Genomic DNA, 26,433 nt, shown 5'->3' with positions numbered 1-26,433 from the left:
CTAATTCTCCAAACTTATAACCTTATTCACACATCTACTCGCATAAAAAAACCTTCCCGCAGGAAGGTTTTGTAAGTGGACTCAATTCAATTATTTCGAGCCTTGCTTATTTCGAGCCTTTAATCCCTGCTTGCAATAACAACGCACCTAAACCACCAATTTTTTGCTCTTGTGGTTTCTCGGTTTTTGGCTTGTTATTTTGCGGACGTTTAAAGTCACCTTCTTTACGTGGTGGACGCTGACCTTGTGGCTTACGCTCTGAACGTTCTGGACGATCTTGCTGTGGACGCTGCTGTTGACGCGGTGCTTTCACTGGTGCAGAACCTTCTGCACGCATACTCAAGTTGACGCGATTACGCTCTGCATCCACTTGAATCACACGAACTTGTACAATTTGACCCGGTTTCACTACTTTATGCGGATCAGAAACAAATTCATTGGCAAGTTCAGAGATATGCACTAAACCATCTTGATGCACACCTACATCTACGAAAGCACCAAAATTCGTAACATTGGTCACTACACCTTCAAGCTGCAAACCCTCCGTGAGTTGTGCAACTTCGGTAATGTCGTCACGGAATTTTGCAGTACGGAACTCTGGACGTGGATCACGCGCAGGCTTTTCCAATTCAGCCAAAATATCCTGAATCGTTGGCAAACCAAATTTGTCATCGACAAACTCATCTGCTTTGACTTGACGAATAATTTCAGTATTACCAATGATGTCTTTAACCGTGGTTGCTTTCGCCGCAACGATTTTTTCAACCACGCCATAACTCTCAGGGTGAACAGCTGATGCATCCAATGGTTCTGTACCATCCTGAATACGCAAGAAACCTGCTGCTTGCTCAAAAGTACGCTCGCCTAAACGTGGTACTTTTTTCAATGCTTGGCGACTATCAAAACGACCATGTTCTTTACGATATTCAAAGATTTGTTGTGCAATGGATTTATTCAGACCCGCAATATAAGCCAGAATCGCAGGAGACGCGGTATTCACATCCACGCCAACTGCATTCACACAGTCTTCAACCACAGCATCTAGGGTTTTTGCTAAACCTGTTTGATTGACATCATGTTGGTACTGACCTACACCGATTGATTTCGGGTCGATTTTAACCAGTTCAGCCAATGGATCTTGTAAACGACGAGCAATTGAGACTGCACCGCGAATTGATACATCAAGGTCAGGTAATTCTTGTGAAGCCAACTCACTTGCCGAATAAACTGATGCACCTGCTTCACTCACCGTGATACGTGTCAGTTTCAAGTCAGCATTGGCTGCCATCATTTCTGCAACCACAGCTTCAGTTTCACGACTCGCTGTACCATTGCCAATCGCAATAAGTTCCACGTGGAACTCTCGGCATAAACGTGCAAGCTCAGCAATCGAACCGGCTTTATCTTCTTTTGGCGCAAATGGATAAATAGTGCTATGTGCAAGTACATCACCTGCATCACTCACCACGGCAAGCTTCACACCAGTACGAATACCAGGATCAACACCTAAAGTGGTGCGACTGCCTGCTGGTGCAGAAAGCAATAAATGACGTAAGTTTTCTGCAAAGACATCCATTGCTTCAGCTTCTGCGGTTAAACGCTTATCTGTTAATAACGAATGTTCAATTTGTGGGCGAATCTTACCCAACCAAAATAATTTTGCAGTTTGTTTTAAATAATCTTGGCGTGTTTGTGGTTGAATTTGTTCAAGATTATATTCTGTTTCGATACGTGCCAATGGTGCATCGTCTTCACCATCCACTTTCAAGCCCAATACGTTTTCTTGACGACCGCGTAACATCGCCAATAAACGATGTGAAGGGACTTTATTTAAGTTTTCTGAGAACTCAAAATAATCACGGAATTTTTTACCAACTTCTTTTTTCTCTTCAGAAGCGACCGCACTTTTCAACACTGCTGTTTTAGAAAAAGTTTGTTTTAATTCAGTGGTTAAAGCAATATTTTGTGCCCAATCATCAATTAAAATATGCTGAATCGCATCAAGCTGGCTTTCAACATCTGGGTAGTCTTCATGACTAAAACCAGCTAAAGCTTCAGTTGGATCAACTTGATCATTAATAATCTTCTCAGCAATAACACCTAAACCCGCTTCTTTTGCTTTAAATGATTTGCTGGTGCGTTTCGGGCGATACGGCGCATAAATTTCTTCTAACGCATTCTTGGTTTCAGCAGCATTTACACGTCCTAATAAATCATCGTTCAATTTATCTTGTTCTTGTAAAGACTGGATCACTTTCTCACGACGCTCGTATAAATCACGCAAGTAAGTTAAACGTGTATCAAGTTGACGTAATTGCGTATCGTCTAAGCCTTGAGTGACCTCTTTACGGTAACGTGCGATAAAAGGAACACTAGCGCCTTCATCAATTAAACGAATAGCAGCTTCTACTTGGTTTGGACGTACGGCAAGTTCATTTGCCAACTGCTGAACTAAGTCAGTCATCGTGATTGATTCCACAAGGGTTGAGTCTAAAAGCAATGATTATAAAGTCCATGGCTATAAAATCCACTATTGTTTTTTTAAAATATTGTGCATAGGGTCACTTCTTTCCCCACAAACCCTACAGATTATGCTAATTGAGCAATGTTTCTAAAATACCAAGCTTTTTCTGCCTAAATATTGAAAAATAGATTGATTGTCATAATTTTACCTGTATATATTTGGTATCTTTCTCTTGATTTTATTGGCAATATTTGTTGCTTTATAACATAGCCAAGACTGTGCAATGAGTCGTATACTACAGAGTCTATTCACATTCACCTTACGAGCTATAGCTCTCATTGCGACATAAGCCGTATACGGTGCTAGATTTTAGCCGATAACGCAAAGCAGGGTTGAAATATAAATAGCCCCTACAGCATTGCATAAAGACGATGACAATAAACGATAAAGGAGCACAGCATGAGTTTAGTTGTACCTGCCGAATCGACGGAAACTGTTCACCATGAAACAGACCGGGTCGAACGCATTTTAGTGGTCGATGATGATGTGCGCTTGCGTACGCTTTTACAACGCTTCCTCGAAGACAAAGGCTTTGTAGTTAAAACTGCCCATGACGCAACCCAAATGGACCGTTTGCTACAACGTGAGTTGTTCTCGCTCATCGTCCTTGATTTTATGTTACCGGTTGAAGACGGGTTAAGTATCTGTCGCCGCTTACGTCAATCCAACATTGACACCCCGATCATTATGCTGACTGCACGTGGCAGTGACTCTGACCGTATCGCGGGCTTAGAAGCAGGTGCAGATGATTACCTACCAAAACCGTTCAATCCAAATGAGTTGCTGGCACGTATTCGTGCGGTATTACGCCGTCAGGTGCGTGAAGTGCCCGGTGCACCAAGCCAACACGTTGAAGTCGTCAGTTTTGGACCTTGGGCTTTAGATCTATCCACACGAACCTTAACGCGTGAAGGTCAAGTTGTGACTCTGACCACAGGTGAGTTTGCCGTGCTCAAAGCACTGGTCCAACATCCACGTGAACCATTGACGCGCGACAAACTAATGAATCTCGCACGTGGTCGTGAATGGGGCGCAATGGAGCGTTCAATCGATGTACAAGTCTCTCGCTTACGTCGCTTAATCGAAGACAACCCAGCACGTGCACGCTATATCCAAACTGTTTGGGGTGTAGGCTATGTTTTTGTTCCAGATGGTGCGGAATAAGCGTAGGAAACTAGACCTTGAAACTTGAACCAATTGATCCGCAAGAATTTACAGACTTCGTGGCCTACTCTGAAAGGCCACGAACAAAATGGGAACGTTTTTTAGATAAAATCAAACCGCGTTCTGCCGCCATGCGTACCGTAATTTTGGTACTGTCCATGGTCTTTTTCAGTCTGTTTATGTCTTTGTGGTTCTTTTGGCGCACTTTATATTTACCTGAGTTGCAACAACATGCGCGTTATCTCGCAGTTGAACTTGAACTCGTCAACAATCCCGATATTCGTATTTTACATCAAGATACCGAAGTCGATATTGATGACTGGTTAAAGAACCGTATTGGCATCGAATACATTACCGATCCAAAAGAATTCCCTAGAGTTGAAGAAAAATTTCTCGCTGAATTATTTACCAATCAAATTGAAGCCAAACTCGCCAAAGAGTTAGGTGTGAAAGATGTGACGGTTTACTTCAAATTTAAACCGATTCCGCGCATCTGGATTCAAACGCCAGAAATGAATGGCAACTGGGTTCGTGAACCACTCAAAACCTATGACAATTATAGCATCGAGTTGATTGCCACATGGTTGTTTGGTGTACCGATCCTATCTTCAATTATTATTCTCATTCTGGTTCGCCAAATGAATCGACCATTGCGTCGATTACAAAATGCCGCCAATAATTATAGTAAAACAGGCAAAGCACCGTACTTGGACACCAATCATGGTCCACTAGAAATCCGTCAAGTCAATCAAGCCTTTAACCAAATGGTCTATACCCTTGAACAAACGGAACGTGATCGGCAAATCATGTTGGCAGGCATTTCACATGACCTCCGCACCCCGTTGACGCGTATTCGTTTAACCGCAGAAATGCTACCTGATGAATTCTTTCGAGAAGGCTTGATCTACGATGTGGATGATATGGATGCGATTTTAAATCAATTCATTTCTTATATGCGTGATGGTTCTGATGAAGAGCTGACAGAGACCAATCTCAACACCTTACTCCAAGAGTTGGTGGTGCAATTCCAACCGCTCGATATTCAGTTTGAAGCACAAGAGCTCCCGATCATTCCAGCACGTAGCTTATCTTTGAAACGTTTAATCGCCAATTTGCTCAATAACGCGAAACGTTATGGTTCTGAGCCGATTGAACTCTCTGCCAGCCATGTCGATGATCATATTCTCATTACCGTAGCTGATCATGGCGAAGGCATTCCTCCCGATCAGGTCGAAGAGTTGATGCAACCCTTTGTGCGTGGAAATTCAGCCCGCACCGTTCAAGGCAGTGGACTTGGCCTTGCGATCGTGAAGCGTATTGTTGATATTCACCAAGGGCAAATCAATATTCGCAACCGCGAACAAGGCGGCTTAGAAGTGGTCATTTCATTGCCCATTCCAAGCGAAAAAACGGATGAGCCGCAAAACAACACCATCGACAAAATCAGACAAACGCTGACGGGACATTTTTAGAGAGACGTTTTCTGATCAGATATACTGTGATTTGCGTTAGACCTTAGCCTAAAATCAATACACTTTTCACATTTTAGCGCTAAAATCCAACGCTTATAAAAAGCAACATTGAGAATGGATGATGTCTTTAAGTCGCATTCGCCGTCACAGCCTACATGACAAAGTTATGAGCGCTGACGAGGCTTCCAGCTTTATTGAAAATGGTATGACCGTTGGCATGAGTGGTTTCACCCGCGCAGGTGAAGCAAAAGCCGTTCCACAAGCACTGGTCAATCGTGCTAAAAAAAATCCATTAAAAATCACATTAATTACAGGTGCAAGCCTCGGTAATGATTTAGACAAGCAATTGACTGAGGCAGGTGTCTTGGCGCGTCGTATGCCCTTCCAAGTCGATAGCACCTTACGTCGTGCCATCAACAATGGCGAAGTCATGTTTGTGGACCAGCACTTATCTGAAACCGTCGAGCAAATGCGTAATCAGCAGCTCAAACGCCCAGATATTGCAGTGATTGAAGCGGTGGCCATAACCGAGCAAGGTCATATTGTACCAACCACATCAGTCGGCAACTCTGCCAGCTTTGCGATCTTTGCTGAAAAAGTCATTGTGGAAATCAACACCGCATTAAGCGAAGACTTTGAAGGCTTACATGATATCTACATACCTAGCTATCGTCCGACACGAACACCACTCCCCTTAACTCAAGTGGACGATCGTATTGGCTCAACGGCGATTCCAATCGACCCAGCAAAAATTGTAGGCATCGTACTCAACGACACCGCAGACTCTCCATCAACCGTAACTGCACCCGATGCGGAAACACAAGCGATTGCCAATCATCTCATTGCCTTCTTTGAACAAGAGGTTGCGGCAGGTCGTTTAGCAAAAAATTTAGGTCCGTTACAAGCAGGAATTGGTTCAATAGCCAATGCCGTTTTAACAGGCTTAAAAGATTCTAATTTTGAAGATCTGGTGATGTATTCAGAAGTGCTACAAGACTGTACTTTTGAATTGATCGATGCAGGTAAAATGAAGTTTGCCTCAGGTAGCTCCATTACATTATCGGCAAAATGTGGCGAGCGCGTTTTTGGCAATCTAGATCAATACAAAGACAAACTGGTATTACGCCCACAAGAAATTTCAAATCATCCAGAGATCGTACGTCGCTTAGGCATTATTGGGATTAACACGGCGCTAGAGTTTGATATTTATGGCAACGTCAACTCAACCCATGTTTGTGGTACCAAAATGATGAATGGTATCGGCGGTTCAGGCGATTTTGCCCGTAATGCACATCTTGCCATTTTTGTGACTAAATCGATTGCCAAGGGTGGAGATATCTCTTCGGTCGTTCCGATGGCGAGCCACGTGGATCATTGTGAGCACGATGTGGATATTTTGGTGACAGAACAAGGATTGGCAGATTTGCGTGGTTTAGCACCGCGTGAGCGCGCACGTGTCATTATCGACCATTGTGTACATCCATTGTATCAAGCTGCATTAAACGACTATTTTGATCGTGCTTGTGCAAGAGGTGGTCACACTCCTCATATCCTGCGTGAAGCGCTGTCTTGGCATGCCAACTTTGAAGAAACAGGACAGATGTTAGTGCCAATCAAAACAGCAAAATCAGCTTAACAATACAGTTATATTTGCAGCAGGAAAGCATGTGGAAGCATGCTTTTCTGCTTTTTATCATACATCCACAATGTAATAGTTAGCTTGAGCAATCGGCGTCAGTTAATTACGCATTTGAAATGCGTTGTCATTGGTTTCGATTTTCCATAAAAAAACCCCAAACTTTCGTTTGGGGTTTTTTGAATATGGTGGCGTGACCCAGGATCGAACTGGGGACACACGGATTTTCAATCCGTTGCTCTACCTACTGAGCTATCGCGCCAATGGCGTGTATTAAGCCGTATCTCAGATAAATAGTCAACAACTATCCTGAGCTTTTGATTTAAATGACCATTTCTTATCCAAAAAGTATACTGCAAAAGTTTTTGGACAAAAAAAATCCCTGATGGGATCAGGGATTGAAAATACAAATCATGGTGGCGTGACCCAGGATCGAACTGGGGACACACGGATTTTCAATCCGTTGCTCTACCGACTGAGCTATCGCGCCAAAGTGGGCGTATTAAACAATGTTTGTCAAAATCCGTCAAGCAAATTTGCGGATTTTTCTACCTAGCGTTTAATTTTGCAACAAAGCCAGTAACGCTCCAACCTGCTTTAGATTTTTCCAATGTGGGATAAGCAACGATGAATTGCACCGCACCCTGGTTCAAACTGCTTTACGCCTTGCTCTTCTTCAAAACGACAGACCTCTTCAACCAAACGTTCTGCTACACCACGGCCTCGATTGGCAGGATGCACCACAATATATTCTAAAACACGGCTTTCTCCTTGCCCTGTTGCCCAGATTGCACCTATAATTTTGCTGTTAAATTCAGCGGTATAAACTGTGGTATATTGCTGTAGATTTTGTTCAAGTTGCTCCATCGCATCTTGCCCATCTCCGAACTCTGGGCTGGTATCATAGAGTCGCTCTAGCTGAGTACGGATTCCTAGTTGGTCTAAAGAACTGTAGGCATGTACTGTAATAGGCATTGATTAACCCTCCTGAGCAAACTATGATGCTGTCACTTTTTCGTCACAGCGAAACTATTTTTAATTCAATCATTTTTGACGTTTTTTGAGGAACGTGTCCATGACGCAACGTATCAGTGAAGTGGTAAGAAATACCAACGAAACAAAAATTCGAGTTCGTCTCAATCTCGATGGTACTGGTCAAGGCACACTCAACACTGGAGTTCCATTTTTAGACCATATGATTGATCAAATCAAGCGCCATGGTCTATTTGATATTGATATTCATTGTGATGGCGACCTTGAAATTGACGATCATCACACAGTAGAAGACTGTGGAATCACCTTAGGGCAAGCCTTTGCGCAAGCTTTGGGTGATAAAAAAGGCTTACGCCGCTATGGTCATTTTTATGCACCTTTAGATGAAGCATTGTCTCGTGTTGTGGTCGATTTGTCAGGTCGTCCTGGTTTATTTATGGATATCCCCTTCACTCGTGCCCGTATTGGCAGCTTCGATGTCGATTTATTCTCTGAATTTTTTCAGGGATTTGTCAATCACGCTCTGATGACCTTACATATTGATAGCTTGAAAGGTAAAAATAGTCACCATCAGATTGAAAGCGTGTTTAAAGCTCTAGCGCGTGCTTTGCGTATGGCATGTGAAGTTGATCCACGCGCTGAAAATACCATTGCTTCGACCAAAGGTAGTTTGTAATGACGCGTATTGCTTTACTTGACTATGGCATGGGCAATTTGCACTCTGCTGCAAAAGCCTTGGAACATGTCGGCGCAACGGTTGACGTGACCAATGATCCTAAACTGATCGCCAAAGCCGACAAAATCGTATTTCCGGGTGTTGGTGCGATGCGCGACTGTATGCAAGGTATGCACGAAGCTGGTATTGATGAAGTGGTTCGTCAAGCTGCATTCAATAAGCCTGTTTTGGCGATTTGTGTAGGCATGCAAGCCTTATTGCAAACATCCGAAGAAAATGGTGGCGTTGCTGCGCTCGGTATCTTTGACGGTGTAGTCAAACATTTTCCTGAAATGCCAAATTTAAAAGTACCGCACATGGGCTGGAACCAAGTACATCAACTTGATCTAAGCCATCCGATGTGGAATAACATCGAACAAGATGCGCGTTTTTATTTTGTGCATAGCTATTATGTTGAACCGCAAGATTCATCTGTGATTGCAGCAACTTGCGATTATGGTGTGAACTTTTGTACCGCCATTCATAAAGATAATTTATTTGCCACACAATTCCACCCTGAAAAGAGTCATACCGCAGGTTTACAGTTGTTAAAAAACTTTGTGGAATGGAACATCTAATTAGAAAAACCATAGCAGATCAAATTTATTTGATCTGCTTTTATAAAAATATTCTGTAATTCTCATATTATTTTCTTTATTATTCGCATCTATACAGATCACTCCATTTTAACAATTGTATAAAAACACCTAAATAGGAATAAAAATGAATTCACCTATCCTAACTGTAGATAAACCGCTAAGCCCAAAAGGTCGTTTTGGCCGATTGTCTTTTGCCGCATGGACATTGTTAATGACGATTGTTTTCTGTATCGTGATTTTCATTTTGGCCTTAGCAAGTTTTGGTGGCAATCTTCTAGTAAGCGGTGATTTCCCCTTAATCACCGTACTACTTTTCATTGTGATTTATGTTGCAATGATCTATGTCTCTTTTATTTTTACTATTCGCCGTTTACATGATCGCAATCAAACTGGATGGCTATCATTGTTAATGCTTATTCCCGTCTTTAACCTTATATTTTTAATCTATCTACTCGCTGCAAAAGGCTCGGACGGTGAAAATAGTTATGGTCCTCTGCGGGAAACAGCAGGTTGGGAAAAAGTATTTGGCTGGATCTATATTGTGATTATTCCACTGGCATTTGTTTTCGGTATTATCGGAGCAATCGCGCTGCCAGCTTATCAAGACTACATCGAACGAAGCCAACAAATCCAAATGCAATATCAACAAAACTATTCTGAATAAATAAATGACAGAATTTAGATGTTGATCAGCCAAGTTATTAGACTTGGCTTTTTTATTTGCATAAAACTTTAAAGAAAGACGCTGTCGTCTAACATCCAAAGCTTAGCGATTGAGCAATACTTTGCTAATATGTAGCCAATTTAAACTCTATGATGACGCAAGGAGCGAAAGCATGCTAATCATCCCTGCAATTGACCTGAAAGATGGCAAATGTGTTCGTTTAAAACAAGGCCGTATGGAAGACGATACTGTTTTCTCTGATGATCCTGTCGCAACTGCACAACACTGGGTTGATGAAGGCGCGCGCCGTTTACATTTAGTTGATTTAAATGGTGCTTTCGCTGGTACGCCAATTCATAAACCGGTGGTTGAAGCAATTGCCCGTGCTCAACCTGAACTTCCGATTCAGATCGGCGGCGGGATTCGCTCACTTGAAACGATCGAACACTATTTAGAAGCGGGTGTCTCGTTTGTGATTATTGGAACTAAAGCGGTTCAAGATCCTGCGTTCGTGGACGAAGCATGTAAACGCTTTGCAGGTCATATCATCGTTGGTATTGATGCCATCAATGGTATGGTTGCAACCGATGGCTGGGCCAATGTCACAGATGTTAAAGCCACTGATCTTGCTAAGCGTTTTGCCGATGCAGGCGTGTCAAGCATTGTCTACACTGACATCGCTCGTGATGGCATGATGCAAGGCGTTAACGTTGAACAAACCGTCAATTTGGCGCAATATTCAGGCTTGCCTGTAATTGCTTCAGGTGGCGTGACCAATCTTGACGATGTGCGTAACCTAAAAGGCCAAACGGGCATTTTAGGCGCGATTACAGGTCGTGCAATTTATGAAGGAACATTGAGCCTTCGTGACGCGCAGTTATTGTTGGATGAAGATCGCCTCTAAACAAAATGCTAAAAAAGAGCCTTACGGCTCTTTTTTTATGTATACGCAATCTATCGTAGAGAAGCTGTAGTTACTTTTGAAATTAATCGAACCACACTACTTTCTTTATCATAGCAAATCAGAGAAGTTGTTTTTACGGTACTTCTAGGGATATACAATTGAAACCCTTCAAAATTTTTCTTAATAACATCATTATTTAAAATTAAGTTTTGATTACAGGTCAGGTTCTCAGCTTTGTCTATTTTCTCAAATAATTGATCTTGACCATATACCAAATACGATCCGTATTCCTTGATGTAATTATCAGATGAACCCATTTTTTTCCGAATACAGGAATCACTTGAACCCAAACAATATTTTTTTAAATGAGGAAGAAGCCACACACGCTTGGAGGGCGTTTGCGCAAAAAAATATTCATGACTTTGATCTTTTTGAAATATCGCCCCATCATGTTCAGCCTCTTTCACTCTTTGGATTAAATGCTGCATCGCATCAAATTTTAATTGATATATAGAAACATAATATTCATTTGCATAATGATGGGAGTCTTCAAATGTAATCATCTGATATCGATAAGAAATTAATCGATTACACTGTTTATGATTTGACATCATTTGAATGAGTGCACAATGCTGCTGTCCAAATTTTTCAAATCTTACATACGTATTCATGATATGACTAACCAAATCAATCGTACTCATTAAAACGTATAATACAAAAAGAAAGACCAAGACTTTTCTTAATTTTCTATTCACAAGTTGCTCTTATTTTGAATAGTGAATTTAAATAAGTAATCTGTCTCTTCAGACATCAACCATTTAAAAGTGGTAAATAAATTTATAAAACAATCTCTTAATGATTAAATTAATTTATATCGTTTTCTACGAAATTTGGCAATCCTCCCACTAAAATGTTATGCTAGCGACACTTTCGTACACACCCCTCTTTTTTATAATGACACTTACGCCACCTTAGTTTTTTTACCTCTTATTTGTAATGAACTCATCACTGTCTAGTGATGTGGTGTAGTCGTGTGTTTTTATATATCACATCACTAGCCTTTTTTATCCTTAAAGAAACAGGCTATTTCTATGTTTTCCAATGTAAGAGAACAATGGTTCTCCAATATCCGTGGCGATGTGCTGGCGGGTCTTGTCGTTGCTTTAGCACTCGTTCCTGAAGCAATTGCATTTTCGATTATTGCAGGTGTAGATCCTAAAATTGGGCTATATGCTTCATTCTGTATCGCGGTTGTGATTTCTTTTGTCGGTGGTCGTCCCGGCATGATTTCTGCCGCAACAGGCGCAATGGCATTGCTCATGGTGATGCTAGTAAAAGAGCATGGACTGGAATATCTACTCGCTGCAACAATCCTGACCGGTGTCTTGCAAATTGTGGCAGGGTATTTAAAGCTAGCGCAATTTATGCGCTTTGTGTCTAAATCCGTCGTTATCGGCTTTGTGAATGCCTTAGCAATTTTGATTTTTATGGCACAGTTACCTGAACTCACCAATGTCACATGGCATGTCTATGCGATGACTGCGGCAGGTTTAGCGATTATTTATTTATTCCCATACATCCCTAAAATCGGAACATTAATTCCATCGCCTTTGGTGACCATTGTGGTTTTAACCATTGTTGCAATCCTGATGGGACTCGACATTCGTACTGTCGGTGATATGGGTCAACTGCCTGATACACTGCCTGTGTTCTTGCTACCAGACATTCCACTGAACTTAGAAACACTTCGTATTATTTTCCCTTATGCAGCAGCGTTGGCCGCAGTGGGCTTACTTGAGTCGATGATGACAGCCACGATTGTCGATGATTTAACCGATACTTCGAGTGACAAAAACCGCGAATGTAAAGGCCAAGGTGTAGCCAATATCGCCTCTGGTTTTATGGGTGGTATGGCAGGTTGTGCCATGATTGGTCAATCCATTATTAATGTTAAATCTGGCGGTCGTACCCGTTTATCTACATTCTGTGCAGGTATATTCTTGTTGATCATGGTGGTGTTCATTAGTGATTGGCTGAAAATCATTCCTATGGCTGCACTAGTCGCTGTGATGATCATGGTATCAATTGGTACATTTAACTGGGATTCACTCAGAAATATTCGCCAATACCCACTCTCAAGTAATATCGTCATGATCGCGACCGTTGCGATTGTTGTGGCAACCCATAACTTGGCTTATGGTGTACTCATCGGTGTGCTGTTATCTGCGCTATTTTTTGCCAATAAAATCGAACGTTATATGGCAGTTCAATCTGTTTTCGATGAAACTGAAAGTACCCGTACCTATGTGGTTACTGGTCAGATCTTCTTTAGTTCTGCGGATAAGTTTACGGCATCCTTTGATTTTAAAGAAGCTATTTCAAAAGTTGTAATTGATGTTAGTCAAGCGCATTTCTGGGATGTTTCAGCCGTAGCAGCCGTTGATAAAGTTGTGATTAAATTTAAACGTGAAGGAACGGACGTTGAATTGATCGGGATGAATGAAGCAAGTCAAACCATGGTTGATAAATTTGGTGTGCATGACAAACCTGATGCGTTAGATCGTTTGGGTAATCACTAATAAAAGGAGAATTATAATTATGTCAAAAATTATTGCATGTCTTGATGGCTCAATCGGCACAAATACGGTATGTGATTATGCCGCTTGGTTTAGCCAAAAACTGAATGCGCCACTTGAACTTTTACATGTGATCGATAGCCCTAGAGCACAAGCCCCACAAGATTTGAGTGGCGCAATTGGCTTAGGCAGTCGAGAAACGTTGTTAAATGAGTTAGTACAGCTCGAGGAACGTAAAGGAAAAGTTGAGATTGAGCATGGCAAAATTTTGCTTCGTGAGGCAAAAAAATATGTGCTAGACAACTTCAGTCTCGATGTACATAGCTTCCAACGTCGTGGCAGTTTGTTAGAAACCATTGTCGCTTTGGAAGAAGATATACGTGTGCTGATCATGGGAAAACATGGTACTCAAACGGCATACCATTCCGATAAAATAGGCACACAAATCGAGAATGTGGTACGTGCCATTCACCAACCTGTTTTGATTGCCTCATCACCCTTCACTCAGCCTCAATCTTTCTTAGTGGCGTTTGATGGCAGCGCAACGGCGAAGAAGTGCGTAGAGAAGATTGCGAATAGCCCTTTACTTAAAGGACTCGCTGCACATCTGGTCTATGTTGGTCAACCAAATCAAGAAATACACACTCAACTCGCTTGGGCAAAAGAACAATTAGAGTCACAAGGCTTTAATATGACACTAAGCACTTTGGAAGGTGATGTTGATGAAAGTATTCTGAATTACGCCGACCAAAAGAATATTGATTTAATGGTGATCGGCGCTTATGGACACTCTAAAATCCGTCAATTTTTTATTGGCAGCACCACCACGAAACTATTAGTTCGCTCCACAAAACCTGTGCTATTGCTAAGATAAGCTCGGGGAAAACATTTCATTTAGCAAGGTATTTAGCTCTGCTAAATGAAGTGTCGCTTTAGGAACTGTTGTGACAAGATTTAACGCCTATACGCCTCAACTCGCCCTGATTTTTATTACTATGATTTGGGGTGGTACTTTTTTAGCGGTGCAATATGCGCTGAATTTTAGTACGCCGATGTTTTTTGTCGGTTGTCGTTTTGCGGTGGCGGCATTGGTGATCTTGCTTATTTCAATGAAATCCATTGCTGGTTTGACGCTCAAGGAAACCCTTGCAGGTACAGCAATTGGTCTCATGATTACCATTGGTTATGGTACACAAACCATTGGCCTGCAAACGATCCTGAGTAGTGAATCCGCCTTTCTGACAGCGCTTTATGTTCCACTCGTTCCCATATTGATGTGGATCATTTTCCAGAAACGGCCGTCATTGATGACATGGATTGGCTCAGTCTTGGCGTTTACGGGGTTAGTCTTTTTAACTGGGAATGGTTTTTCGAGTATCAATTTAAATTATGGGCAAATGCTCACCTTGATCTGTGCCTTTGTGATCGCTTTAGAAATTATTTTGATTGGATATTTTGCAGGAAAAGTGAATCTGAGACGGGTCACAGTGGTTCAGTTGGTGGTTGCGTCTGGATTGTCATTTGCTAGTATGCCTCTTGTTGGTGAACATACCATTCCAGCTTTTTCATGGCCCTTAGTGATGATCGCAGTGGGCTTAGGGCTTGCCAGTGCATTGATTCAATTTGTGATGAATTGGGCACAACGAATGGTTGATCCAAGCCGTGCTGCCATCATTTATGCTGGCGAGCCCGTTTGGGCAGGATTATTTGGGCGTATCGCAGGTGAACGCTTGCCACTACTAGCATTATTTGGTGGTTTACTGGTGGTCTTAGGCGTTTTGGTGAGTGAGTTGAAGTTGAGGTTTTTTAAGAAGAATCAGAATTATAAATAATTTTAGTACAATAAAAAGCACTGACATTTTTTACAAAAAAGTTAATAGAGGCGTCTCTATCAACTTTTCATCTTACTGATACATCGGTTGATTATCATATAAACAGAATAAACCATTCACACCTCGATAAACAGCCCAAGCCCACGTCGCAAATAACAGCGTCAGCCCAGCAAAAAATGCCCAAGGCGTCCCGTCATTGGTCAGCTTAAAACCCAACTCGTTACTAAAAATAGCCACCGCAAATAAACCTAATGTCAGCATATTCCAAAAGAGATACCACCAAAAGGTGCGAATTTGCCAAGTAAAATGACTTTCTAAGAGCGTCCCTTTCATATCTTTACGTTTGATATAGTTCAGAACGATGGCAATAAGCGCTAAAACGGCTAAAACACCAGCTGAAACACTTGCAAGAATATAAAAAAGGTAAAGAATATAGGTCAAAGTACGATTGGCTTTCTGATCAACGACGGCATTCATTGTGATGTATTTCCCTCTAACCCATAAATGTTTGGGCAAAAAATTAATTCAAATAGATGACATCTCATCTATAAAACAGATCTTTGTAAACCAACGCTATTTTATATGATATGGAATAGAACCAGTCACGCTAAAAGTGACAACGTTGACCGCCATAGCATAATAGCGATCAACTCAATAAACTACTGATACATCGGTTTATTATCATTCAATGCAATCAAACCACGAATCGCTCGGTAAACGATCCATACCCATGCAACAAAAATAACCGATACACAGAAAACCGTGCCAGACAGTGCAACACCAGCAAATGCATTTGGATTATCGCCTGTCAAAAACAGGAAGAAAAATGGGATAAAGGCAATAATATTCCACGCTAAATACCACCAAAAGGTGCGAATTTGCCAAGTAAAGTGGCTTTCAAAAATTGAACCTTGTACATCGCTACGTTTCACATAGTTAATAATCAAGGCAATGATCGCCAATAAACCACCGCTAAAAATCGCAATAATATAAAGCACATAAAGAATCAAGGTCAAAGTACGATTCGGGTCTTGATCAACAGAGTAATTCATTTTTATTTAGCTCCAAAACCTCCCTCAATGAAAAATATTGAGTGGAGAAATTAACCAACATATCAACAATATATGAAAGGCTATGGTACAGAAATAAATCTTACGAAACGGTTGTTTTTGTGTTTTATGTCTCAGTTTTTGTTGAGCAAGCCAACCAGCGCACCATCCTCCTAAAGAATCAACAATGTGCAGAGTCTGTTCGGGTATACGACGATTGCCCAATTGCGCTGCTTCTTTGTCTTGAGAATACAACCAGTAACTTAGCGCATTCATCAAGCTTACAAAGAGCAAAGTAAACGGCGGTAATAGCTTGCTAAAACTCGCAATCACCATAAAGACAATATAAACCCCAATCCCTACTTTCATCGGCGACCATCCAGTCGCTGTGGTTGGTCGAACGGGCGCGGCTTTATGCTCAATCACTTGTGATGCTTTCAAATAAACGACCTGTTGCGCACGATAGCGACCACGCTCATCTAAAATCACCAAATAATCTAAAGCACAGCCCACAATCGGTCTTGGGCCAGTGCGAGCAAAGTCTTTGATATGTAGAAAAACTCGCTCTTTCTTCGCATCATTGGGTTGAATAAAGCCATAGCCCTTGTCATCAAACCATTCCACTAAACGTCCTTGATCTCGCATGACTTCTTCCTAAGCTGTGATTCGTTGTAATCGGTCTAGTAACATCATTCGCATTTCAACTGGATCTTTCTGAGAAATATCTTCACCTGTACGACCATGCGCTGCATTTTTCTGCGCCACTTGCAAACGCATACTCCAAAAACGGCAAGCCGCCATCGCCAAATAAATATCTAAACACGCCAGCTCATCGTCGCTAAGCGTGCGAATCACCTGATAAGCCGCCAAAAATGCATCTGCTTTGCTCTGATCAAGATACGCTTGTGGATAGGCAGTACAGAAATCATTGATACTAATCGCAATATCAAATAACCACTCATCTTGATTGAGTTCATAAAAATCAAGAATACCGTTTAACTGATTGCCTTCAAATAGCGTGTTGTCTCTAAATAAGTCTGAATGAATAAAGCCCACTGGACGATTAGGGTGTTGTTGCGTGATGTCGGCAAATTGTTGAAAGACCAGCGCCAATAAACTTTGATCATCAGTATTCATCTGTGGCTTGAGCTGTTCAGCGACATCTGACCAATACTGATGATTACGGTTAAAATCACGCACCAAAGGAAAGCCTTGTAAAGCCAAATGCAATTTTGCTTGTGCCTGAGCAATCGCTTCAATCTGCTCAATGGTCGTATCTTCTGGATGTTCACCCATGATTCGTGGCGCAATTTGTGCAGGTTTATTAGCAATACTATGAATCGCCTGACCATGATGTTTCAATGGCACTGCCACAGGCACACCTGCCTGTCCCAAACAATCCAACACAGGCACCAGTTCACCTGCCCCGACCGCATCTAATTCTTCAAAAACCGTTAAAACATACTGCTTCTGATTTTGATCCACCAAAAAATAATTGGTGTTTTGAATACCGCCTTGGATTGGAATCAGATCAATCACTGCCAAACCATAAGGCTCAGCAAAAGCTTGAACTTGTTCTAAACTCAACGGGGTATAAACCGACATGGAAAACCTGCAAAAAATAGCTGTGAAGTTTGCTAGAATACCTGTTCCCTTCATGAAGGTGTAGCACCTAAATCGGTCTCCTTTCTTTATTGGCGATTTTTTGGAAAATTTTATGCTCGCAAAACGTATTATCCCTTGCTTAGATGTTGATAATGGTCGAGTCGTCAAAGGCGTTCAATTCCTTGATATTCGTGATGCAGGTGATCCTGTCGAGGTTGCTCGTCGTTATAACGAACAAGGCGCCGATGAAATTACCTTTTTAGATATTACTGCTACCCATCATGGACGTGACACCACTTACCGCACTGTAGAACGCATGGCTGAAAGTGTCTTTGTGCCATTAACCGTCGGTGGCGGTGTGCGCAAAGTAGAAGATATTCGTTTACTGCTCAATGCTGGTGCGGATAAGGTCAGCATCAACTCAGCAGCCGTATTTAATCCTGAGTTTGTACAAGAAGCCTCTCAACGTTTCGGTGCGCAATGTATCGTAGTTGCGATTGATGCGAAAAAAACGGGCGAAAATAAGTGGGAAATTTTTACTCACGGCGGACGTAAACCGACAGGTATCGATGCGATTGAATGGGCTGTGAAAATGGCTGATTTTGGCGCAGGCGAATTATTGATTACCAGTATGGATGCCGATGGCACCAAAGCAGGCTATGACATCGCACTGATGCGTGCGATCAATGACCGCGTCAGTGTTCCGACCATTGCATCAGGTGGTGTAGGCAACTTACAACATTTAGCCGATGGTATTTTAAAAGGTGGCGCGGATGCAGTCCTTGCAGCCTCTATTTTCCACTTTGGTCAACATAGCATTCCAGAAGCTAAACAGTATCTTGCTGCACAAGGCATTGAAATGCGCTTGTAAACAGAATGACAGGTGTAACAAGATTCTAGGTTACACCTGTGTTCTTAATAGAAGAAAAAAAATGAATGAAACTTTAGTTTGGATTGTTCTTTTCGGTTGTCTAGGCCTGATTATCTATTGGCTCAAACATCAGGAATCTGTTTTTCTCAGTGTTGTAATTTCTCTTATAAGTGTTCCCAGTATAATTTTTTTATACGTTTATGCTCATCAAATTTACTATTATTTTGCAGTGAATAACCCCAAGCAAGAACACCATTGTGGAATTTTTAATCAACACCAAAGCATTGAGCATTATTCAAGGAATGGTAATTGGACTCAAATCCTATATGAGTTTAAAACAGAACAAGGACAGATTTTTGTTTTTGCACGTAATCGTGCTGTTGCTAAAAATTTGCCAATCATGGCTCAAATTCAACCTAATCAGAAAATATGCTTCCAGTATTCACCCAATTTTAAAGATAGTAATACACGCTATCTTTTGACAGGTTTGAGTTTACAAAACGAATAGACAAAAAAATACCTTGCTATGCAAGGTATAGAAACTGCGTTTATTCAACGCCAGAGGGTAACTTCAACAACAATAACACTGGATTAATCTGAAACATTCACGCTGCTTGCACTAACATAGCGATAATCAAGTGGTAAATATTGACAGTAAAACCCTATATTATTGACAATTCACGACATAAGCACATGGTCATCATCATATTTTATCCCAAATACCCTCTTTGCGTTTTTCATCAAGATGCCACTGATACTGTTTCGGTGTCCTTTACCTGAGCGGTAGTCACTAATTTTGGTTTCTGCTCCACCCATTTAGCAGGAAAAATGGATTCAATCGCTTGCGTTAGTACTTTTGAAATAGGCGCTGGCAATGGCAAGCCAAGTGGATTGGCTTCTTTTAAATCAGCAGAAGATACCACCCGCGTTCCCATGACATAGTCAAACCAAGGACGTGTCACACACCAATTGGCATCCTGGTTGGAGTTCATATGATGATCATAATGCCAAGGAATTTTACGCTTTGCCCAATCAGGTTCTAAGTGTGCACGGCGATGTACATAATAATAATTGCCTGCACTATAAACTGCTGCCAATGCCATGCCTTTTGAAAAAGGATAAAACGCCACACTGGCAACGCCCGCTACCACAGCCAATGACATAATTTCATTACGTGTACGCCAACTGTCTAGACCTTCCACATAACAATCATCAGAAAAGTCTTGTTTACGGACTTCACGATGATGTGCCCAATGCGATTCCATCTGTTTTGGCGTTGGACTGAAACGTGGCTTGCCTTTACGGTGTACCCCATGCAATAGATATTTATGAGCAAACCATTCATATGCATTTGCAACTGCCAAACCTGCAACAAAACCCTTCAACATGGTTTTCTCCAAATGTTTCCTTATTTTTTTAAAGATATAAATTTTTGTAGGCGAAGTATTGACGATACGATATATTTATATTGACAAAACACGACAGAATAAGGAGTAGACAGGATGTCCCAACTCAAGAACTATACAGGCTCTGTTTATGGCGGATTAGGGCATTTATTAAAGGCTTATTGCGAAACAAAAAATATTGAAATTCCTGAGCAATTACAACAAGTCCAAAATCTTGAACGTTTTGATTACGTCATTTGGCGTGACTTACTTGAAGATCTTAATCGTTTAAATCCCAAGACAGGTTTAGGCTTAGAAATTGCAGAGCACGTACAACCTAAACATTTAGGAATTATTGCTTATCTCGCACTGTCATGTGAAAACTTGGGCGAAGCATTGGCGCGTTATCATGATTTTCATCGCTTAATTTATGATGGTAGCCCTCTCGTCGTTGAATTTAACCCACCCTACGCATCAATCCGCTGGGAAGCTCCAGAACCCAACCCAACCCAATTAACAGATGAAATTGCAATTGCGCTGATGGTGCAATTCCATAAGTTATTTCTGTCAGGTGAAGATCTCAATCTACACGAAGTGCATTTTGTGAATACCGCACCGAAAAACATTATGGTTTATGAGCAGTATTTCCGTTGTAAAGTCCGTTTTGATCAGCCTAAAACTCAGCTACTTCTACCTGTTACCGAAGCCTTTAAGCCACTTCGAACAGGCGATCACACTTTACAGCAATTGTTGCTACAACAAGCTCAAGCTTTATTGGATAAGCTTCCCAATTCCACTCAACTCGATCAACGTTTACAACATGCGATTCTGACCGGTCTGCAAAAGGACCAATATCAAATTGACTTTATTGCTGAAAAGCTAGGGCTTTCAGTTCGACAGCTTCAACGACACTTGCAGCAACAGGACACTACGTTTCAGGCACGTGTTCAGCAAGTTCGCTTTATGTTGGCAACAGAATATTTAAAAGACCCCCACCTTAGTCTGCAAGAAATCGCCTTGTTACTGTGTTATTCGGAACAAAGTGCTTTTCAACGTGCTTTTAAGCTTTGGACAGGGAAAACACCGCAACAGTGGCGGAACAACAACACAATTTACAATTCGTAATAAAACTCAATTCAAACTTACGGTTTCACAACTGTTCATTGTTTTTACAGCATTTATACAAGAGCGTAGAACCTGTGTGAATTAATTCATTGTACAAGGTCAAGCTAGCTTTGCAGGTACAGGTGGTTTCGCGAGTAATGGTTTTGGTGATTTATCCCCAAATAATTTCTCACTCGGCTCAGCCTTTATTATCGAGGTGGTATTAACTGCATTCTTCTTAATCATCATTATGGGAGCAACTGATCGTCGTGCTCCTGCTGGTTTTGCACCTATTGCAATTGGTTTAACACTTACTGTATTCACTTAATCAGTATTCCAGTGACCAATACCTCTGTAAACCCTGCACGTAGTACAGGGGTTGCTTTCTTTGCCGAAACAGCGGCGTTAGGTCAACTTTGGTTATTCTGGGTTGCCCCAATTATCGGTGCTGTGATCTATAAATTGGTTGGACGTGAAAATAACTAAATCATGATGAAGTTCCAACGATTTATGATTAAAAAATGCCTCCTTTAAAAGGAGGCATTTTTATTGTGCTTATAAAAATGGATTATCTATTTCCTTTTCAGGCAAACGCTCAATCTTTTCGGGTAAGTCGTCTTTCTCTAATGCGATGACCACATCATTGATAAATTGCTGTAGCACTTTTGCTGTTTGCAAACCCACCTGATCTTTGGTGATCTGCAAATTCCCATACAAACTGACGCAATCCACCTGATTTTCCAAAGTCAGATCATCAATCGCCGAAGATTCATTGCCATTTTCAAACGGTTTAAACATTTCAGCCTCACATTGTTATTTTATTTGAGATAGCCTGCGCTGTGCATTCTTGCTTTGCAAGTGATCCTACATTATCTCAACACTTGTAAAAAATACTGCACCAGCATATCCACCAACTGTCGAATAACTTCTTGCTTTGCTTCCTCATCTATTGACGACACTGGGCGTTCAGCCGTTAGCGTTGAGTTATTCATAAACTGACGTTGTTGTGCTTGAATACTGTCCGCACTGGCATCTTCTGCACATTGGCTCTGACCATCCCAATGCAAATACTTCAACTCGCTCTGTGCTTTGACCTGCTGTGCTGAGGTGGGTAATTGATAGACATTACGCTTCTGTTGTTCTGTTAATTGGGGAAATAAATTAATGCCTAATTTCTCTTCCAAATAACACACACTGACTACTTTTACCTGTAGCGAATTATTATTCGGAGCATAATACGCCCCAATAATCCCCTGCTTCGGCAAATACACCGCTTTATAAACTGCGGTTGGAACAATGACACCATTGCCAATGGTTTTTAGTCTTTGTCCTTCAAATACTGGACCTGTAATCACATAAGCATCTTTATGCTGCTTACTCACCACTGCACGTACCGCTTCCTCAACTTTACGCCATACTTCCTGATTATTTTTAGGCGCTTGGGGCACCATATTGGCCAATGAGAAACTGTCATATTGCGCCGCTTTATTGTTCATATCGCCATTGGGTGCCATGTGCCCACGATCGTAGCCTGAGCCTCGATAGTCGGATAACAAAGCACGATGTCGCTCTGCTACACGGGTTTCCTCATGGAAATTATCTTCACGCTTGATCTTGATACTCAAACGTTGTGGAGTCAGATAGGCTGCTGACCAAAGTGGTGTTTTGGACACCCCTGAATACATCACATTAAAATCATTAAAGCACAGTGCATAACTGTCTTTTTGCAAACTGGCTTTGCTGAGTAAGGGCGGAACATCACGATAAAACTGCTTTAAACAAGTGGGATTACTACTGCTTTGCAAGGGAATAAATTTGGCAATTTTTTCATTGCCAAAAGCTATTGCAAAACTACTTGTTGCAAGCAGCGCTAATACGATCTTTCCAAAATTTTGGCTCAAAAAAGCGAATTTCGCTTTACTCTTCCTGCTCGTTCTTCTTGCCATAACCATATCAAAATCAACATGAACGCGCAGCTTATCAAGTCAAACCCTTGCTGTACATTGAACAGCGGCTTAGAACGACACTTTATGTCGTAAATCTGAACACTCAATCATCAAACATAAAAAATGGCACCCGATGGTGCCATTTTTATCGATCCAAGTTTAGATTTCGATCTGACTTCCTAACTCAACCACACGGTTGGTTGGAATCTGATAAAAGTCGCTGACTGGACTGGTATTACGTTGCATCGAAATAAACAGCTTTTCGCGCCAAGGAGACATTCCGTCACCCACCGTATGTACAATACGATCTCGTGAAATAAAGAAACTCATTTGCATCATATCGAATTCAAAACCAAGTTCCTGATAAGCTTGTTCCAAAGCATTTGGCACATTAGGCTGATCTTTAAAGCCGTAATACATATAAATGCGATAGAAGTGATCATCCAGTTTTTCCACTTTTACACGATCTTCTGTTGCCACATATGGAATGTCCTCGGTATAGACCGTGACGATCACATTGCGCTCATGCAGCACTTTATTATGTTTAATATTGTGCAGCATCGCATGCGGAACAATATTTGGCGTGCCTGTTAAAAAGATCGCTTCGCCAGGAACAAATTGAGTTTCCTTGCTCATACCGATACTTTTAATAAATAAGTCTAGCGATAACGCATCGGTTTCCATACGCTTATATACAATCTCGCGCCCACGTTTCCATGTCATCAAAATGGTATATACCACTGCACCAATTAAAATTGGTACCCAACCGCCAGCCAAGATCTTTAATGATGTCGACGCAACAAATACTAAATCGAGTAATAAAAAAGGGATCGCCAGCAGCGCGACTTTCCACCAAGACCAGCGCCACACGCCATAGGCCAAGGTCGAAATGAGGATGGTGCCACACAACATAGTCATGGTCACCGCAACGCCATAGGCGCTGGCTAACTCAGTACTGCTTTCAAAAAGTAAAATCAAAATAACGACGGAAATAAACAACACCCAATTGATAAAGGGTAAATAAATCTGACCTTGCTCAACATCCGAAGTATGGTGCACCGTTAAACGGGGTAAATAGCGTAACTGCATCGCCTGATTGGCGACCGAGAATACCCCAGTAATCACCGCTTGCGAAGCAATCACGGCAGCCGCAGTTGCAAGCCCAATCATGGGAAATAATGCCCAATCCGGAACTAACAGATAGAATGGATTTTCAATTGCTTGTGGATTACGAAGCAATAACGCGCCCTGACCTGCATAATTCAATAACAAAGAAGGAAGGACGATACAGAACCACGCCAACTTGATTGGCATACGCCCAAAATGCCCCATATCCGCATATAAGGCTTCACCGCCTGTCATGGTCAGGATCACTGCCCCCATGGTGATAAATGCAATCATCGGCTGTTCATAGACAAAGTTAAACGCCCAGTAGGGATTGATCATCATCAGCACATAAGGCGTTTGAATAATGCTCCATAGCCCAATCAAGCCAATGGACAGAAACCATAGCAGCGTCACTGGCCCAAACAGTTTCCCCATCGTGGCCGTACCATGCCGTTGCACCATGAAGAGCCCTGTCAAAATCCCAAGTGCGATCGGAACCAACCATTGATTAAAAGCAGGCGTCACGATACTCAGTCCTTCAATCGCAGATAGAACCGAAATCGCAGGGGTGATAATGCCATCACCAAAAAATAATGATGCGCCGATAAAACCCAGTGCGATCAGGTAAATCTTATTTTTATCTGAAAATACTTTTGAGCGAAGGTTTAACGCCAGTAACGAGATAATCCCGCCTTCACCGTTGTTATCTGCACGCATGATGACTGAAACATATTTAAAGCTAATGGTTAAGTTCATACACCAAAAAATCAGGGATAAAATCCCCAGCACCGATGCTTCATTGATCGCCATGTGTCCAGTGTTAAAACACTCTCGTATGGCATATAACGGACTTGTACCAATGTCTCCAAAGACCACCCCTAAGGCTGCCAATGTCATCACTGGCAATGCGGTTTTTTTTGCAGCACTTTGCATATATTTCAATCAAATCGGATTTGAGATTGCGCCATATTACCACTAGCCAAAAACTTTTTCTGCAAATCTATGATTTTGTCGCTTGGCAGTTGGTTTTTTTTTGGTTACTATCCCACACCTTGGTGAGGTGTCCGAGTGGCTTAAGGAGCACGCCTGGAAAGTGTGTATACGTTTGCGCGTATCGAGGGTTCGAATCCCTCTCTCACCGCCAAGATTATTTTCTATGAGATACCATAGAATCCTAAAAGCTTAAACCTAAAGAGTTTAAGCTTTTTTATTGCCTTATGTTTTCCAATTGACCCTATTGAATCCTGATATAGTCGGGGGTATAACTGGGGGTATAATAAATTACCCTCATTTTTATACCCCCAAATTTCTACGGGAAGCCTTGCAATGCATACACATGCTCAGGTCAGAAAGATCAAACCATTAGAAAAGAAAGCCAAATATTCTGATGAAAAAGGAGCTATAAAAGAATTACTCTTTATAAGCTGTGAGAATTTTTTATTGAATTCAGTATCTGTTATAATCAAACTAGTTTAAGAGGCCGAACTTATGGATACTAGAAAACCGACTAAGAAAGTCAGTAAAACACGTATTTATCGTTCAGTAGCGAGTTCAAGTGCTATTGAAACTGGCACACCAATACAAGAAATCGAAACTCGACTCAAAGACAAAAATACAAAATACAGCCACCTAACTTTAGCTCAATGAGCTTTAATCAAAATGTTTCTAACTAATCGTTCCATGTGTTGGTAGTCTCCTGCAACACCTGCCTGAATTGAGCCAAAATAAAAGTCCTTATGTTGATCCCATAGAGAATAGTCTAAAGGACCGTAACCTGCTTGTGTCGCCAATACATCCATTAATAATCGTGACATGCGTCCATTTCCTTCCCGAAATGGATGAATCAAAATGAACTCAACATGGCTTTTTGCCAAAAAACTAACTAATTCTTCAAAATCAATTTGGTTTAATTTACTGTAGCAATTCAAAAACTCATCTTCAAAAGGTTGTATTTGTGCTTGTAAAAATTGAGCTGCAGCGAATCTAAAATCTCCTTTGGACATATCAACAGTTCTCAACTCCCCAGCCCAAGCATAGATAGGCTTCAACCATTTCCTATGCCAAACCATAATATCTTGGAAAGACAATCTCTCTATTGAAAACTCGTCTGCAAAAATATAATTATACAACTGCAGCAACAAATACTCTTCAGCTTCTTGCATTTCTGTTTCAGAGGTAATACCAAGTTTATTCTTTAGTACTCGACCATCAGAACCCCGCTCATAATCACCCTCAGTCGTACCGATAGAATATTTCAAGTGCGTTTCCCTTCTTAAACAATGTATCG

Annotated in this window: 26 protein-coding genes, 3 tRNA genes and 1 pseudogene; 16 read left to right on the top strand and 14 right to left on the bottom strand. The window is 41.4% G+C overall.

The genetic code is table 11. The features are described from left to right. Positions 1-106: 106 nt before the first annotated feature. Positions 107-2,464, bottom strand: coding sequence for a Tex family protein (locus MMO38_RS08405; protein WP_241323243.1), 2,358 nt, complete (start codon positions 2,462-2,464; stop codon positions 107-109). A gap of 459 nt (positions 2,465-2,923) precedes the next feature. Here MMO38_RS08405 and ompR point away from each other — a divergent pair, with 459 nt between their 5' ends. The 3 genes from ompR to MMO38_RS08390 all read left to right on the top strand — a co-directional run bounded on the left by ompR (position 2,924) and on the right by MMO38_RS08390 (position 6,796). After that, positions 2,924-3,688 carry a two-component system response regulator OmpR gene (ompR, locus tag MMO38_RS08400; protein ID WP_004673280.1) on the top strand — a complete coding sequence of 255 codons (765 nt, stop codon included), beginning with the start codon at positions 2,924-2,926 and terminating at the stop codon, positions 3,686-3,688. 17 nt (positions 3,689-3,705) lie between these two features. Next, on the top strand, positions 3,706-5,160 hold the full coding sequence (locus tag MMO38_RS08395; protein ID WP_241323242.1) for an ATP-binding protein: 1,455 nt from the start codon (positions 3,706-3,708) through the stop codon (positions 5,158-5,160). Positions 5,161-5,281: 121 nt separating this feature from the next. After that, complete coding sequence (locus MMO38_RS08390) at positions 5,282-6,796, top strand: acetyl-CoA hydrolase/transferase family protein (protein ID WP_241323241.1); 1,515 nt, start codon at positions 5,282-5,284, stop codon at positions 6,794-6,796. 186 nt (positions 6,797-6,982) lie between these two features. On the opposite strand, the gene MMO38_RS08385 is transcribed toward MMO38_RS08390, so the two are convergent. The 3 genes from MMO38_RS08385 to MMO38_RS08375 all read right to left on the bottom strand — a co-directional run bounded on the left by MMO38_RS08385 (position 6,983) and on the right by MMO38_RS08375 (position 7,771). Further along, positions 6,983-7,058, bottom strand: a tRNA-Phe gene (locus MMO38_RS08385). Positions 7,059-7,210: 152 nt separating this feature from the next. Beyond that, a tRNA-Phe gene (locus tag MMO38_RS08380) sits at positions 7,211-7,286 on the bottom strand. A gap of 107 nt (positions 7,287-7,393) precedes the next feature. Then, positions 7,394-7,771, bottom strand: a complete 378-nt coding sequence (locus MMO38_RS08375; protein ID WP_121928971.1) for a GNAT family N-acetyltransferase — start codon at positions 7,769-7,771, stop codon at positions 7,394-7,396. A gap of 100 nt (positions 7,772-7,871) precedes the next feature. On the opposite strand from MMO38_RS08375, the gene hisB reads away from it, so the two are divergent. The 4 genes from hisB to hisA all read left to right on the top strand — a co-directional run bounded on the left by hisB (position 7,872) and on the right by hisA (position 10,671). Beyond that, the gene (gene hisB / locus MMO38_RS08370; RefSeq protein WP_004673288.1) at positions 7,872-8,465 is read left to right on the top strand and encodes an imidazoleglycerol-phosphate dehydratase HisB; all 594 of its coding nucleotides are present in this window, start codon (positions 7,872-7,874) and stop codon (positions 8,463-8,465) included. Beyond that, positions 8,465-9,082 (top strand): imidazole glycerol phosphate synthase subunit HisH, encoded by a 618-nt coding sequence (gene hisH / locus MMO38_RS08365; protein WP_241323240.1) that lies wholly within the window; start codon positions 8,465-8,467, stop codon positions 9,080-9,082. The genes hisB and hisH overlap by 1 nt, the downstream gene beginning before the upstream one ends. Positions 9,083-9,227: 145 nt before the next feature. Next, positions 9,228-9,767 (top strand): DUF805 domain-containing protein, encoded by a 540-nt coding sequence (locus MMO38_RS08360; protein WP_241323239.1) that lies wholly within the window; start codon positions 9,228-9,230, stop codon positions 9,765-9,767. Positions 9,768-9,939: 172 nt separating this feature from the next. Further along, entirely contained in the window at positions 9,940-10,671 is a 732-nt protein-coding gene (gene hisA / locus MMO38_RS08355) for a 1-(5-phosphoribosyl)-5-[(5-phosphoribosylamino)methylideneamino]imidazole-4-carboxamide isomerase (RefSeq protein ID WP_004673294.1), read from the top strand. A 50-nt stretch (positions 10,672-10,721) separates the two neighbouring features. Here the strand turns inward: hisA and MMO38_RS08350 are convergent, their stop codons facing one another. Next, the gene (locus MMO38_RS08350) at positions 10,722-11,342 is read right to left on the bottom strand and encodes a hypothetical protein (RefSeq protein ID WP_241323238.1); all 621 of its coding nucleotides are present in this window, start codon (positions 11,340-11,342) and stop codon (positions 10,722-10,724) included. Positions 11,343-11,762: 420 nt separating this feature from the next. On the opposite strand from MMO38_RS08350, the gene MMO38_RS08345 reads away from it, so the two are divergent. The 3 genes from MMO38_RS08345 to MMO38_RS08335 all read left to right on the top strand — a co-directional run bounded on the left by MMO38_RS08345 (position 11,763) and on the right by MMO38_RS08335 (position 15,079). Further along, on the top strand, positions 11,763-13,250 hold the full coding sequence (locus MMO38_RS08345; RefSeq protein WP_241323237.1) for a SulP family inorganic anion transporter: 1,488 nt from the start codon (positions 11,763-11,765) through the stop codon (positions 13,248-13,250). Positions 13,251-13,269: 19 nt separating this feature from the next. After that, complete coding sequence (locus MMO38_RS08340) at positions 13,270-14,121, top strand: universal stress protein (protein ID WP_241323236.1); 852 nt, start codon at positions 13,270-13,272, stop codon at positions 14,119-14,121. 121 nt (positions 14,122-14,242) lie between these two features. Further along, on the top strand, positions 14,243-15,079 hold the full coding sequence (locus tag MMO38_RS08335; RefSeq protein ID WP_241323263.1) for a DMT family transporter: 837 nt from the start codon (positions 14,243-14,245) through the stop codon (positions 15,077-15,079). A gap of 72 nt (positions 15,080-15,151) precedes the next feature. On the opposite strand, the gene MMO38_RS08330 is transcribed toward MMO38_RS08335, so the two are convergent. From MMO38_RS08330 to MMO38_RS08315, 4 genes are all read right to left on the bottom strand, one after another. After that, the gene (locus tag MMO38_RS08330) at positions 15,152-15,556 is read right to left on the bottom strand and encodes a hypothetical protein (RefSeq protein ID WP_241323235.1); all 405 of its coding nucleotides are present in this window, start codon (positions 15,554-15,556) and stop codon (positions 15,152-15,154) included. A gap of 182 nt (positions 15,557-15,738) precedes the next feature. Further along, positions 15,739-16,131, bottom strand: coding sequence for a hypothetical protein (locus MMO38_RS08325; protein ID WP_004673299.1), 393 nt, complete (start codon positions 16,129-16,131; stop codon positions 15,739-15,741). Positions 16,132-16,155: 24 nt separating this feature from the next. Further along, positions 16,156-16,773 (bottom strand): DUF1294 domain-containing protein, encoded by a 618-nt coding sequence (locus MMO38_RS08320; RefSeq protein ID WP_005193932.1) that lies wholly within the window; start codon positions 16,771-16,773, stop codon positions 16,156-16,158. 9 nt (positions 16,774-16,782) lie between these two features. Beyond that, complete coding sequence (locus MMO38_RS08315; RefSeq protein ID WP_241323234.1) at positions 16,783-17,733, bottom strand: homoserine kinase; 951 nt, start codon at positions 17,731-17,733, stop codon at positions 16,783-16,785. 112 nt (positions 17,734-17,845) lie between these two features. Here MMO38_RS08315 and hisF point away from each other — a divergent pair, with 112 nt between their 5' ends. Continuing rightward, positions 17,846-18,604, top strand: coding sequence for an imidazole glycerol phosphate synthase subunit HisF (gene hisF, locus MMO38_RS08310; RefSeq protein ID WP_241323233.1), 759 nt, complete (start codon positions 17,846-17,848; stop codon positions 18,602-18,604). A 61-nt stretch (positions 18,605-18,665) separates the two neighbouring features. Continuing rightward, on the top strand, positions 18,666-19,112 hold the full coding sequence (locus tag MMO38_RS08305; protein ID WP_241323232.1) for a hypothetical protein: 447 nt from the start codon (positions 18,666-18,668) through the stop codon (positions 19,110-19,112). A gap of 232 nt (positions 19,113-19,344) precedes the next feature. Here the strand turns inward: MMO38_RS08305 and MMO38_RS08300 are convergent, their stop codons facing one another. After that, positions 19,345-19,992 carry a sterol desaturase family protein gene (locus MMO38_RS08300; RefSeq protein ID WP_241323231.1) on the bottom strand — a complete coding sequence of 216 codons (648 nt, stop codon included), beginning with the start codon at positions 19,990-19,992 and terminating at the stop codon, positions 19,345-19,347. Between the two features lie 114 nt (positions 19,993-20,106). Between MMO38_RS08300 and MMO38_RS08295 the strand changes: the two genes are divergently transcribed. Together MMO38_RS08295 and MMO38_RS08290 are read left to right on the top strand one after the other, a co-directional pair. Then, positions 20,107-21,114, top strand: a complete 1,008-nt coding sequence (locus tag MMO38_RS08295; protein WP_241323230.1) for an AraC family transcriptional regulator — start codon at positions 20,107-20,109, stop codon at positions 21,112-21,114. Between the two features lie 94 nt (positions 21,115-21,208). Next, a pseudogene (locus MMO38_RS08290) lies at positions 21,209-21,579 on the top strand (aquaporin); the annotation flags it as partial. Positions 21,580-21,648: 69 nt separating this feature from the next. On the opposite strand, the gene MMO38_RS08285 reads toward MMO38_RS08290, so the two are convergent. The 3 genes from MMO38_RS08285 to MMO38_RS08275 all read right to left on the bottom strand — a co-directional run bounded on the left by MMO38_RS08285 (position 21,649) and on the right by MMO38_RS08275 (position 25,079). Continuing rightward, the gene (locus MMO38_RS08285) at positions 21,649-21,891 is read right to left on the bottom strand and encodes a hypothetical protein (RefSeq protein ID WP_005088601.1); all 243 of its coding nucleotides are present in this window, start codon (positions 21,889-21,891) and stop codon (positions 21,649-21,651) included. Between the two features lie 71 nt (positions 21,892-21,962). After that, complete coding sequence (locus MMO38_RS08280) at positions 21,963-23,039, bottom strand: DNA/RNA non-specific endonuclease (RefSeq protein WP_241323229.1); 1,077 nt, start codon at positions 23,037-23,039, stop codon at positions 21,963-21,965. Positions 23,040-23,198: 159 nt separating this feature from the next. Next, positions 23,199-25,079 carry a potassium transporter Kup gene (locus MMO38_RS08275; RefSeq protein ID WP_005193957.1) on the bottom strand — a complete coding sequence of 627 codons (1,881 nt, stop codon included), beginning with the start codon at positions 25,077-25,079 and terminating at the stop codon, positions 23,199-23,201. A 121-nt stretch (positions 25,080-25,200) separates the two neighbouring features. On the opposite strand from MMO38_RS08275, the gene MMO38_RS08270 reads away from it, so the two are divergent. Both MMO38_RS08270 and MMO38_RS08265 read left to right on the top strand, forming a co-directional pair. Further along, a tRNA-Ser gene (locus MMO38_RS08270) sits at positions 25,201-25,290 on the top strand. A 344-nt stretch (positions 25,291-25,634) separates the two neighbouring features. Next, positions 25,635-25,793 carry a hypothetical protein gene (locus MMO38_RS08265; protein WP_004673353.1) on the top strand — a complete coding sequence of 53 codons (159 nt, stop codon included), beginning with the start codon at positions 25,635-25,637 and terminating at the stop codon, positions 25,791-25,793. Here MMO38_RS08265 and MMO38_RS08260 read toward each other — a convergent pair. Next, on the bottom strand, positions 25,787-26,404 hold the full coding sequence (locus MMO38_RS08260; RefSeq protein ID WP_241323228.1) for a Fic family protein: 618 nt from the start codon (positions 26,402-26,404) through the stop codon (positions 25,787-25,789). The genes MMO38_RS08265 and MMO38_RS08260 overlap by 7 nt on opposite strands. Positions 26,405-26,433 lie beyond the last annotated feature (29 nt).

This window comes from Acinetobacter sp. NIPH 1852 (assembly GCF_022549455.1).
Classification (GTDB): domain Bacteria; phylum Pseudomonadota; class Gammaproteobacteria; order Pseudomonadales; family Moraxellaceae; genus Acinetobacter.
The sequence above is the reverse complement of the archived record's forward strand: the minus strand, read 5'-3'. Positions and strand labels throughout refer to the sequence as shown.

Bases quoted from the DNA above. Each gene is read 5' to 3' on its own strand.
- MMO38_RS08405 (WP_241323243.1), bottom strand. From the start codon at position 2,464: ATGACTGACTTAGTTCAGCAGTTGGCAAATGAACTTGCCGTACGTCCA.
- ompR (WP_004673280.1), top strand. From the start codon at position 2,924: ATGAGTTTAGTTGTACCTGCCGAATCGACGGAAACTGTTCACCATGAA.
- MMO38_RS08390 (WP_241323241.1), top strand. From the start codon at position 5,282: ATGTCTTTAAGTCGCATTCGCCGTCACAGCCTACATGACAAAGTTATG.
- MMO38_RS08375 (WP_121928971.1), bottom strand. From the start codon at position 7,771: ATGCCTATTACAGTACATGCCTACAGTTCTTTAGACCAACTAGGAATC.
- hisB (WP_004673288.1), top strand. From the start codon at position 7,872: ATGACGCAACGTATCAGTGAAGTGGTAAGAAATACCAACGAAACAAAA.
- hisH (WP_241323240.1), top strand. From the start codon at position 8,465: ATGACGCGTATTGCTTTACTTGACTATGGCATGGGCAATTTGCACTCT.
- MMO38_RS08360 (WP_241323239.1), top strand. From the start codon at position 9,228: ATGAATTCACCTATCCTAACTGTAGATAAACCGCTAAGCCCAAAAGGT.
- hisA (WP_004673294.1), top strand. From the start codon at position 9,940: ATGCTAATCATCCCTGCAATTGACCTGAAAGATGGCAAATGTGTTCGT.
- MMO38_RS08350 (WP_241323238.1), bottom strand. From the start codon at position 11,342: ATGAATACGTATGTAAGATTTGAAAAATTTGGACAGCAGCATTGTGCA.
- MMO38_RS08345 (WP_241323237.1), top strand. From the start codon at position 11,763: ATGTTTTCCAATGTAAGAGAACAATGGTTCTCCAATATCCGTGGCGAT.
- MMO38_RS08340 (WP_241323236.1), top strand. From the start codon at position 13,270: ATGTCAAAAATTATTGCATGTCTTGATGGCTCAATCGGCACAAATACG.
- MMO38_RS08335 (WP_241323263.1), top strand. From the start codon at position 14,243: ATGATTTGGGGTGGTACTTTTTTAGCGGTGCAATATGCGCTGAATTTT.
- MMO38_RS08330 (WP_241323235.1), bottom strand. From the start codon at position 15,556: ATGAATGCCGTCGTTGATCAGAAAGCCAATCGTACTTTGACCTATATT.
- MMO38_RS08325 (WP_004673299.1), bottom strand. From the start codon at position 16,131: ATGAATTACTCTGTTGATCAAGACCCGAATCGTACTTTGACCTTGATT.
- MMO38_RS08320 (WP_005193932.1), bottom strand. From the start codon at position 16,773: ATGCGAGATCAAGGACGTTTAGTGGAATGGTTTGATGACAAGGGCTAT.
- MMO38_RS08315 (WP_241323234.1), bottom strand. From the start codon at position 17,733: ATGTCGGTTTATACCCCGTTGAGTTTAGAACAAGTTCAAGCTTTTGCT.
- hisF (WP_241323233.1), top strand. From the start codon at position 17,846: ATGCTCGCAAAACGTATTATCCCTTGCTTAGATGTTGATAATGGTCGA.
- MMO38_RS08305 (WP_241323232.1), top strand. From the start codon at position 18,666: ATGAATGAAACTTTAGTTTGGATTGTTCTTTTCGGTTGTCTAGGCCTG.
- MMO38_RS08300 (WP_241323231.1), bottom strand. From the start codon at position 19,992: ATGTTGAAGGGTTTTGTTGCAGGTTTGGCAGTTGCAAATGCATATGAA.
- MMO38_RS08295 (WP_241323230.1), top strand. From the start codon at position 20,107: ATGTCCCAACTCAAGAACTATACAGGCTCTGTTTATGGCGGATTAGGG.
- MMO38_RS08285 (WP_005088601.1), bottom strand. From the start codon at position 21,891: ATGTTTAAACCGTTTGAAAATGGCAATGAATCTTCGGCGATTGATGAT.
- MMO38_RS08280 (WP_241323229.1), bottom strand. From the start codon at position 23,039: ATGGCAAGAAGAACGAGCAGGAAGAGTAAAGCGAAATTCGCTTTTTTG.
- MMO38_RS08275 (WP_005193957.1), bottom strand. From the start codon at position 25,079: ATGCAAAGTGCTGCAAAAAAAACCGCATTGCCAGTGATGACATTGGCA.
- MMO38_RS08265 (WP_004673353.1), top strand. From the start codon at position 25,635: ATGGATACTAGAAAACCGACTAAGAAAGTCAGTAAAACACGTATTTAT.